The sequence below is a fragment of the Sunxiuqinia sp. A32 genome (assembly GCF_052690465.1).
Genome location: NZ_JBQYLI010000011.1, coordinates 170,897 through 179,970 on the forward strand (window position 1 = coordinate 170,897; position 9,074 = coordinate 179,970).

The following is a 9,074-nucleotide window of genomic DNA, read 5'->3' on the forward strand; positions in this document are numbered from 1 at the left end:
GAAAAAAATGATTACTAGCAACAATTCGTTACCAATCGTTTGGACATAATTAAGAAGTGACATTTATGCTTAAATGGTATCCATTATGACGTCTGATGTTTAAGACCTGATTCTGATCGAAGATTAAATACTGACCTTTTATTCCTAAAAGTTTGCCTTCAATAGTTGGAGCTTTTTCGAAGTTAAGGCTTTTAACCACAGAAGGATAATTTTCCACGGGATAAACTAAGTCTGTTACTGAATCATCATCTGAAACATATTGTCGAAGCTCTGCTGGAAGTAAAGCTGCAGCTTTGCTTTTTTCTTCGGATAGAGCAATCGATCCGTCAACCTTATTTTGCAGCATTTCGCGCCAATTCGTCTTGTCGCTGTAATGATTTTTCAGGAAAACTTCGATGATTCCAGCAATGTGTCGGTTGGGCGTTTGTGCGAGTTTTATCGCACTACTTGCACCTTGATCAATCCATCGGGTGGGAATCTGGAGATGGCGGGTGACCCCAACTTTAACAACACTCGAAGCTGCAAGGTAAACAAAATGGTCAATCAGATCATGTTTTTCAGCCCATTCCATATCGCGTGAAATACCCAAGTGAGCTTTTGACAATTCCGGACGCATTACCTCTTCGCTTGCTTCCGGGGCAGTTTGATAACAGGAATAACAAAATCCCTGGTTGAATGATGTTTTTGTTTTTTTACCGCAGGAAATACAATTGATAACTCCATTATGTTTGAGTTGAATGTTCTTTCCAATGAGGTCATTCATTGGAATTTCATGCTCCCCGATTGGTAAGAAATAACGGATAGGCGTGGCAAGCTCCGTGCGCATTTTCAATATATTTCCTTGGTATTCCATAGTGGTTTCAAAATTTAATATGAAAGAATAACAAAATTACTGGAATAATTCCAACACCTCAACGATCGAATTTTTCTCAAAAAAGCGATCACTTTTTATATCCTCCGGGTTCATATGCTCGTAGGCCCAGGTTGTGTGGTAGGGAACATGAACAGCGCTTCCTCCTAAATTAATAACCGGTAATACATCTGATTTAAGCGAGTTGCCAATCATCATAAAGTGATTAGCGGGAATATCAAGATGATTGAGTAATTCGAGGTAGTTCTCTTCTTTTTTATGGGTCATCACTTCAATGTGATGGAAATATTTGAGCAGTCCTGATTTTTTTAATTTTCGTTCCTGATCCAATAAATCTCCCTTTGTGGCCACAACCAAGCGATATTTCCCATGCAATTCATTCAACACTACTTTAACGCCCGGGAGTAAATTGACTTCTTTATTCAAGAGGGTTTTCCCGATTTGCAGAATTTTATCAATTTGTTTGGGGGTAACTTTTTGATCAGATATTAGCAGGGCTGTTTCAATCAATGATAAGACGAATGCTTTGATTCCGTATCCGTATATTTCCATGTTTTGTACTTCAACCTGAAATAAATTACTCATCAATTCTTCATCAGGCTTGTATTCGTGAAGGATTCGACAGAATTCTCTCTCTGCTTCTCTAAAAAAGTTTTCATTTTCCCAGAGGGTATCATCCGCATCAAATGCAATTATGTCAATGGTGTTTAAATTCATTATGTTATGACAAAGAAAGGCTGCCCATTAAGACAGCCTTTCCTTAAATCGATTAAAGATTGTTAAAAGGCACCATCCATTGTTTGAATGGTAAAAACTTCGACTAATTTATCTTTTGAAATTGAAGTTTCCAATTTTATTTTCACTTTTTCGTTTGGCATCACATCAAAATAATTGTCTGTGAAAAATCCTTCCTCATCTCCAATGGTCATGAATAAGTTTTTGGCGAGAAGATCGGTAGATAGCACAATTTCAAATCCACCCTCAGCTTCATTAATTTTATATTCCACCGTTGGTTTTGGCAGTTTCAGTTCTTTAACTGGTCTGAAGTAAAACTGATTACTGGCAATTATTTTCCCATTCTCAATCAATTCAGTAATTAAAACCTGAGTTTTACTGTCTTTGTCACGAAGGAAATCAAATCGGTTTACATCAAAGTAGGAAGCGCTTGAATTTGGCGGGATACTTGCTAAAACTGATTTTTCCCAGACCACTTCTCCATTGAAATCTACCATTCTTAAATTTAGCTGTCCTTCGATTGGTTGTAATTTGTCGCTTACAATTCCAATTTTCAAGAAATTCCCATCAATATACGGTGATACCAGAACAGGCTCAAAGCCTTTCTTTGCATAGTATTGCAGTGCTTTCCATCGTTGGTAGTAGTCGGTTGAACTCCATGATGCCACTGGCCAGCAATCGTTAATTTGCCAATACAAACTTCCCATGCAATAGGGCATTGCACGGCGATGTCCTTCTATTGCGAACTTAATACCTTCTGCCTGCAAACCGTGATTGACGTATAGAAATGATTCAAAGTCTTTTGGCTTTTTGTAATCCTTCAACATGTAATACTCAATGGTTTCATTACCAATTGAAGATCGTTGATGCGATTTCATAACTTCCGACAGAATATTGAAATCTTCAGGAGTTGCATATTGTTTTACTGTTTTGAGTTCGGGGAACGATTGAAATCCATATTCGCTCATAAAGCGGGCAATGTGAGTGGCATAATTCTTAAAAGGTTCTTTGCCCCACCAGACTCCCCAATAATGTTCATCTCCATTTATCAGATCAGAAGGAATACCAGTTCCGGAGGAAGGACTGGAACTCCAATAAGAACGAGCAGGATCGTATTTTTCAACTGCTTCCGGTAAAATCTTATGGAAAATGTCTTCGTATGCTTTCCATATTTTATCTGCGGCTTCTTTATTTTTTGCTTCTTCTGCTTTTTTCCATCCCCACTGTTCCCACGCTGCAAGAATCTCATTATTTCCGCACCACAGTCCAATGCTGGGGTGGTTTCTCAATCTTTTCACGTTGTCTGCGGCTTCTTCTTTTACGTTATTCAGGAAATCATCATCTCCCGGAAACATGGCGCATGCGAACATAAAATCCTGCCAAACTATAATGCCTGCTTCATCACATAAATCATAAAACAGATCTTTCTCGTAAACACCACCTCCCCAAACACGAAGCATATTAAAATTTGATTTTTTGGAAGTTTCAATAACATTTCGATACATTTTGTCTGAAATGCGAGGTAGAAAAAGATCGTTGGGAATGTAGTTTGCTCCTTTCATAAACACTGGGACTCCATTAAGCTTAAAATAGAATGAGGTGCCTTTTTCATCCTTGTCTCTCACCAATTCAAGAGTGCGAATTCCAATCCTTTCTGTCTTTTCAACGGAGCCACTTCGAAGAATCAGGCGGGTAGTTATCGAATACAATGGTTGGTCTCCGAGTCCGTTGGTCCACCATAATTCAGGATTTTTAATACTAAAATCCACCGAACTTTTGTTCTTTCCCTTTGTCAGGCTAATCTTGGCGCTCGCGAGTAGTTTATCATCATTCCAAATTTCCAATGTCCCTGTCGTGTTATTTTCGGATTCAGCTTCAACTACTGACGTAAAAGTTGCTACTGTATCAGAAACATCATGTTGGACGATCTGAACATTATCAATTCTTGCGTTATCCCAGGCTTTCAAATAAACAGGTCGCCATATTCCACTGGTAACCAAACGAGGTCCCCAATCCCAGCCAAAATGGTAGCCGGCTTTTCTAGTATACACACTCACCTTTTTGTTCCCTTCAACCTGTCCAATTTCAGCTAAGTCATTTTCGGAAACCGGTATTTCAAATTCATTGGCATCATATTTTTTTATTCCTTCTTTGATTGGAGAATGAAATACGATTTTGATTTCATTACTTCCTTCTATTAAGAATTCTTTTGCATCTACCAGATATTCCCGGAACATATTATCAGTTGAGCGAAGCTTTTCACCGTTCACGTAAATATCAGCATATGTATCAAGTCCTTTAAAATCAAAAGCTAGCCGATCTTTTTTTAGCCGACTTTTACTCAATTCAAAATTTGTTTTGTATTCCCAATCGAGTTTGTCAACCCATTGTACATCATGCTCATTGAGTCGATAAAAGGGATCTTCGATTTCTCCAATTGCCATTAAGTCTGTATGAACACAGCCTGGAACCGTTGCCGGATTCCAATTATTTTCACCTGCCTGCGAAAACTCCCAACCGGTATTAATTTCCTGGGTAATCATAAGTGGTTGATCTTGGTTGTTACAAGATACAAAAACTGCAAAAAGGGGGAGGAAGATGAGAAATAATCTTGGTGTCATCGTCATTGGTTTTTAAAAAGATTGTTAAAAGTGGAAAAACATATTTTGATTTCAAATACTTAACCGTTTTTAAGCACAAAAAAGCCGGAGTAAATTCTCCGGCTTAATAACGATGTATTGTTAATTATATTTTAGGCAATTCCCAGGGATGCCGATAGGTCGGAACCAAATATTGGTTGGCTTCTTCATCATTGATGAACTTACTAGCCTCACTGTCCCAATATAAGCGTCTTCCTGTTTTCAAAGCAATATTCCCAAGGTGTGCAACGCGAGCTGTGTTTGCAGCTATTTCGATGCTGCAATTTAAATCTCGATTTCTATTTCGAACCCCGTCAAGGAAATTTGCCATATGCAGTTCAAGACCTTTGCCTTGTCCTTTCTGAAGCTCAACGCGTTCTATAAGATCTTTGTTATTCTTTCTCTCAGGGATGACTTCCCATCCTTGACGATCAACAACCAGAGTTCCATTGTTTCCAACAAACCCCACACCATGATCTCGTCCGAAATGCCCGGCATCGATACCTGTTCCATGATCCCACAGCATGGTAAATCCATCGAATTCATAAATTGCCTGAAGGGTATCTGGTGTTTCCGCAGCATCGTCAGGATATCCATATTTGCCACCCATTGCCATTATTGATTTTGGAGCCTTGGCTTGCATTCCAAATAAACCATAGTCTATGATGTGGACACCCCAGTCTGTCATTAAACCACCTGCATAATCCCAAAACCAGCGGAAGTTGAAGTGAAATCGATTTGGATTAAATGGTCGTTTCTTGGCTGGTCCTAACCAGAAATCATAGTCAACACCTTCCGGTGCTTCACGGTCTGGTTTTACTGGAACAGGCTCCATCCAGCCCTGATAAGCCCAGGTACGAACTGTCCTGATTTTTCCAAGCTTGCCGGAATAAACGTAGTCCACAGCATCTCTCCAATGGGGATCACTTCGCTGCCATTGGCCAACCTGGACAACTGTTTTGTATTTGTTGGCAACTTTCTCCATGATATTGATTTCCTCAATAGAATTGCCCAGTGGCTTTTCACAGTAAACATCTTTACCTGCCTGACAAGCCGCAACAAATGGAAGGCAATGCCAATGATCCGGTGTTCCAATGATGACAACATCTACATCTTTGTCTTCAATTAATTTTCGGTAATCATTATAGGCACGAGGTTTGATGCCTTGTATTTTTTCTGTATCCGCTATTCTTGCATCGAGCACGCGTTGGTCAACATCGCAAATGGCGACACATTCTGTATTTTCCTGACCCAGGAAAGCTCTTAGGTCGGCAAAGCCCATTCCCTTTGCGCCGATTAATCCACATCTAATTTTTTCGTTAGCACCAGAACAGGCACTCATGGCAGCTGGCATTGACGCCGTTAATCCAACTGCAGCTGTTGCAGCACTAGTGTTTTTAATAAACGATCTTCTATTGGTATTCATTGGTTTTATAGGTTGATTATTCATTTTTCATTGCATCATCAAATGAAACATTTGAGGGTGTAAAATCAACTTGACGAACAAAGTTACAAGCTTCGGTGGCACCAGCTTCACGGTCCATCTTGCTATCTTCCCACTCCACTGAAAGTGGACCATCGTATCCGATGTCATTCAATGCACGGATTATATTCTCAAAATTAATTTTTCCACGCCCCAGGCTTCGGAAGTTCCAGTAGCGGCGATTGTCTCCAAAGTCAATATGACCTCCAAAAATGCCCACTGTCATGGGAACATCGCTCCAATATACATCTTTCATATGAACATGGAAAATACGGTCAGAAAACTCGTAGATAAACCGAACGTAGTCAACATGCTGATAACCCAGATGGCTAGGGTCGTAATTGAATCCAAAAGCCGGATGATAGTCGATTGCTTTCAATGCTCGTTTGGCTGATTCAATATCAAAAGCTATTTCTGTCGGATGCACTTCGAGGGCATATTTGACACCCATCTTTTGGTATTCATCCAATATTGGTTTCCATCTTTTGGCAAAATCTTCGTAGCCTTTGTCAATCATTTCCTGCGTTGCCTGGGGAAATGAATACAGCATATGCCAAATTGAACTGCCTGTGAAACCGACCACAGTGTCGATGCCGAGGTTTTTTGCAGCGCGCCCTGTTTCTATAATTTCTTTTGCGGCACGTTGGCGAACTCCTTCGGGATCTCCATCACCCCAGATGTAAGCAGGTAGTATGTTTTTATGCCTTTCATCAATATTGTCGCAAACACATTGACTAACAAGGTGCGTGGAGATTGTGAATAATTTAAGGTCATATTTATCGAGTAGTGTTTTGCGTTGATCACAATACTCTTGATTTGCTTTGTCAATTTCCATGTGGTCGCCCCAACAACCGAGTTCAACACCATCATAGCCAAATTCCTTTGCTTTTTGGCACATGGTTTCAATGGGTAGATCGGCCCATTGGCCGGTAAAGATAGTTACTGGTCTAGCCATAGTATTTTGTTTAGATTATTTACAAGATTGATTAGTCGAATGAGATCCACTTCACATCGTCATTATAACCAGCTTCAACTACTTTATCGATGAATTGCATTCCTCGGATTCCGTCTTCAATTCCCGGGAAATCCAACATATCTGCAGTTGGTTCCTGCCCATTCATCTTTGCACGAACTGTTAGCGAAAAATTACGGTAAATATTGGCAAACGCCTCCAGATATCCTTCCGGATGTCCACCTGGTGTGCGAGTGTTATGTTGTGCGGTATCGCCCATTTGACCTGTTCCTACCCGAACCATTTCTGTAGGACGATCGACCCATTTTAACCATAATGTATTAGGTTCCATCTGATTCCATTCCAATCCGCCTTTTTCACCGTACATGCGGATTTTAATCGCGTTTTCTTCTCCGGCGGCAATTTGTGTTGCCATTAGTACCCCTTTGGCACCATTGTCAAAACGCATGAATGCTGCGCCGTCATCGTCCAATAATCGATTAGGGACAAACACATTTAGTTCCGCACAAAGTTCAGTCACTTTTAAACCTGAAATATATTCAGCAAGTTGGTGGGCATGAGTTCCAATATCTCCCATGCAGCCTGCTTTTCCTGAGCGTTTTGGGTCGGTTCGCCAACTTGCCTGTGGATTGCCTGTATCTTCCAATTTTGAAGAAAGCCAACCTTGTGGATATTCCACGTATATGCGTCTAATGGTGCCAAATTCACCATTGGCAACCCGTGCTTTTGCATCTTTAACGGCAGGATATCCTGAATAAGTATGAGTCAGGGCTAAGGTTAAACCAGTTTCTTCCAGTTTCTTTTTTAGTTGCAATGCTTCGTCTAAAGTGAAGGTAATAGGCTTATCAATGACTACGTTAAAACCATTGTCAAGAGCCATCATTGCAGGGGCGAAGTGCACAAAGTTTGGAGTTACAATGCTCACAAAATCCATGCGTTCATCCTCAGGAAGTTTGGCTTCCTTTTCAAACATTTCCTGGTACGTTTTATAAACCCGGTCCTCAGGAAGAAAATAGGATTTCCCGGAAGAAATAGAGATCTCAGGGTCAACACTGAAACATCCGCAAGCCAACTCAATTTGATTGTCCATAAATGCTGCAAGCCTGTGAATAGCGCCGATAAACGCATCTGTTCCTCCACCGACCATGCCCATTCGAAGTTTTCTGTTCATAGTTATTAGGTTTATAGTTTTAGAAGTCAGTCAAAGTTAAAAAACTTATTATGAAAGAGGAAGAAAAAAGATGTTAAAAACATAACAGACCAGAATGGATTGAAGGGCCGCCAAAATTTAATTGTAATGTCTGATGAATATTTATAATTTTAACAGGCTAAACCTATTGAAATTATGAAACGAAGAAATTTTATTAAGAATTCTGTCATTGGGGGTATTGCGACCTCTGGCATTGCAACAAGTCTAATTGCTGAGGCAAGCGAAAATTCACTTTCAAACAGTCCTCAATTTAAATTGAAATATGCTCCGCATTTGGGAACGTTTTCTGGACACGCCGGTAACGATCCAATTGATAATATCAAATTTATCCACGATCAGGGATTCAGAGCAATCTTTGACAATGGATTGATGGGGAAGGAGCCTGCGCTGCAGGAAAAGATAGCAAACGAACTTGCTAAACGTGATATGGATTTAGGTCCATTTGTTTTATATGCCGACTTTAGTGTGAAGTCATTCGTTACTCAAGATCCGGAAATAAAGGAAATGTTGAAGGAGAAAATGAAACAGGGATTGGAGGTTGCGAAGCGTACCGGAGTGAAAACTGCCCTGGTTGTTCCGGGAAGATTCACCGACGATTTGGAGTGGGATTACCAGACTGCCAATGTTGTTGATAATATGCGAATGTGTTGTGATATAGTAGAGCCATCTGGGTTGAAATTGGTGATGGAACCTTTGAATGCATGGACTAATCATCCTGGATTGTTTCTTACAAAAATACCACAGGCACATATGATTTGTAAGGCAGTTAATAGTCCTAGTTGTAAGATTGTTAACGACATTTATCACCAGCAAATAACCGAGGGAAATATAATTCCTAATATTGATATGGCTTGGGAAAGTATCGCCGCTTTCCATATTGGCGATAATCCGGGAAGAAATGAACCTGGAACAGGAGAAATCAATTATAAAAACATCTTTAATCATATTCATGCAAAAGGGTATGATGGTGTTTTATGTGCCGAGCATGGGAAAAGCATAGGAGGTAAAGAAGGGGAATTAGCTTTGATTAAAGCATACAGGGAAGCAGATAGCTTTTAATAGCGACGAAATTATTGATATATTAAGGAGGCCGTCTCAAAACAAGTTTTTGGGACGGTTTTTTTTTCTTTCTCATTTGGTTTTTTCCTGGTTCTATTTTTAGT

At 40.0% G+C, this 9,074-nt stretch carries 7 protein-coding genes; 1 reads left to right on the forward strand and 6 read right to left on the reverse strand.

Annotated elements, in window-relative coordinates; translation table 11 throughout:
• Window positions 1–49 precede the first annotated feature (49 nt).
• The 6 genes from ACUNWD_RS12910 to ACUNWD_RS12935 all read right to left on the reverse strand — a co-directional run bounded on the left by ACUNWD_RS12910 (window position 50) and on the right by ACUNWD_RS12935 (window position 7,872).
• A complete protein-coding gene (locus ACUNWD_RS12910; protein ID WP_445588236.1) occupies window positions 50–853 on the reverse strand; it encodes a DUF2797 domain-containing protein in 804 nt (267 codons plus the stop codon).
• 36 nt (window positions 854–889) lie between these two features.
• Window positions 890–1,588: an HAD family hydrolase gene (locus tag ACUNWD_RS12915; RefSeq protein ID WP_445588237.1), complete on the reverse strand. Its 699-nt coding sequence runs from the start codon at window positions 1,586–1,588 to the stop codon at window positions 890–892.
• 62 nt (window positions 1,589–1,650) lie between these two features.
• Complete coding sequence (locus ACUNWD_RS12920; protein ID WP_445588238.1) at window positions 1,651–4,227, reverse strand: beta-mannosidase; 2,577 nt, start codon at window positions 4,225–4,227, stop codon at window positions 1,651–1,653.
• A gap of 124 nt (window positions 4,228–4,351) precedes the next feature.
• Window positions 4,352–5,695, reverse strand: coding sequence for a Gfo/Idh/MocA family oxidoreductase (locus ACUNWD_RS12925; RefSeq protein WP_445588239.1), 1,344 nt, complete (start codon window positions 5,693–5,695; stop codon window positions 4,352–4,354).
• Window positions 5,688–6,683, reverse strand: coding sequence for a sugar phosphate isomerase/epimerase family protein (locus ACUNWD_RS12930; RefSeq protein WP_445588240.1), 996 nt, complete (start codon window positions 6,681–6,683; stop codon window positions 5,688–5,690). Before ACUNWD_RS12930 ends, ACUNWD_RS12925 begins: the two co-directional genes overlap by 8 nt.
• 31 nt (window positions 6,684–6,714) lie before the next feature.
• Window positions 6,715–7,872 carry a Gfo/Idh/MocA family protein gene (locus tag ACUNWD_RS12935; protein WP_445588241.1) on the reverse strand — a complete coding sequence of 386 codons (1,158 nt, stop codon included), beginning with the start codon at window positions 7,870–7,872 and terminating at the stop codon, window positions 6,715–6,717.
• A gap of 174 nt (window positions 7,873–8,046) precedes the next feature.
• On the opposite strand from ACUNWD_RS12935, the gene ACUNWD_RS12940 reads away from it, so the two are divergent.
• Window positions 8,047–8,970 (forward strand): hydroxypyruvate isomerase family protein, encoded by a 924-nt coding sequence (locus tag ACUNWD_RS12940; RefSeq protein WP_445588242.1) that lies wholly within the window; start codon window positions 8,047–8,049, stop codon window positions 8,968–8,970.
• Window positions 8,971–9,074 lie beyond the last annotated feature (104 nt).

Coding starts and splice junctions, on each gene's coding strand:
- ACUNWD_RS12910 (WP_445588236.1), bottom strand. CDS start 853: ATGGAATACCAAGGAAATATATTGAAAATGCGCACGGAGCTTGCCACG.
- ACUNWD_RS12915 (WP_445588237.1), bottom strand. CDS start 1,588: ATGAATTTAAACACCATTGACATAATTGCATTTGATGCGGATGATACC.
- ACUNWD_RS12920 (WP_445588238.1), bottom strand. CDS start 4,227: ATGACACCAAGATTATTTCTCATCTTCCTCCCCCTTTTTGCAGTTTTT.
- ACUNWD_RS12925 (WP_445588239.1), bottom strand. CDS start 5,695: ATGAATAATCAACCTATAAAACCAATGAATACCAATAGAAGATCGTTT.
- ACUNWD_RS12930 (WP_445588240.1), bottom strand. CDS start 6,683: ATGGCTAGACCAGTAACTATCTTTACCGGCCAATGGGCCGATCTACCC.
- ACUNWD_RS12935 (WP_445588241.1), bottom strand. CDS start 7,872: ATGAACAGAAAACTTCGAATGGGCATGGTCGGTGGAGGAACAGATGCG.
- ACUNWD_RS12940 (WP_445588242.1), top strand. CDS start 8,047: ATGAAACGAAGAAATTTTATTAAGAATTCTGTCATTGGGGGTATTGCG.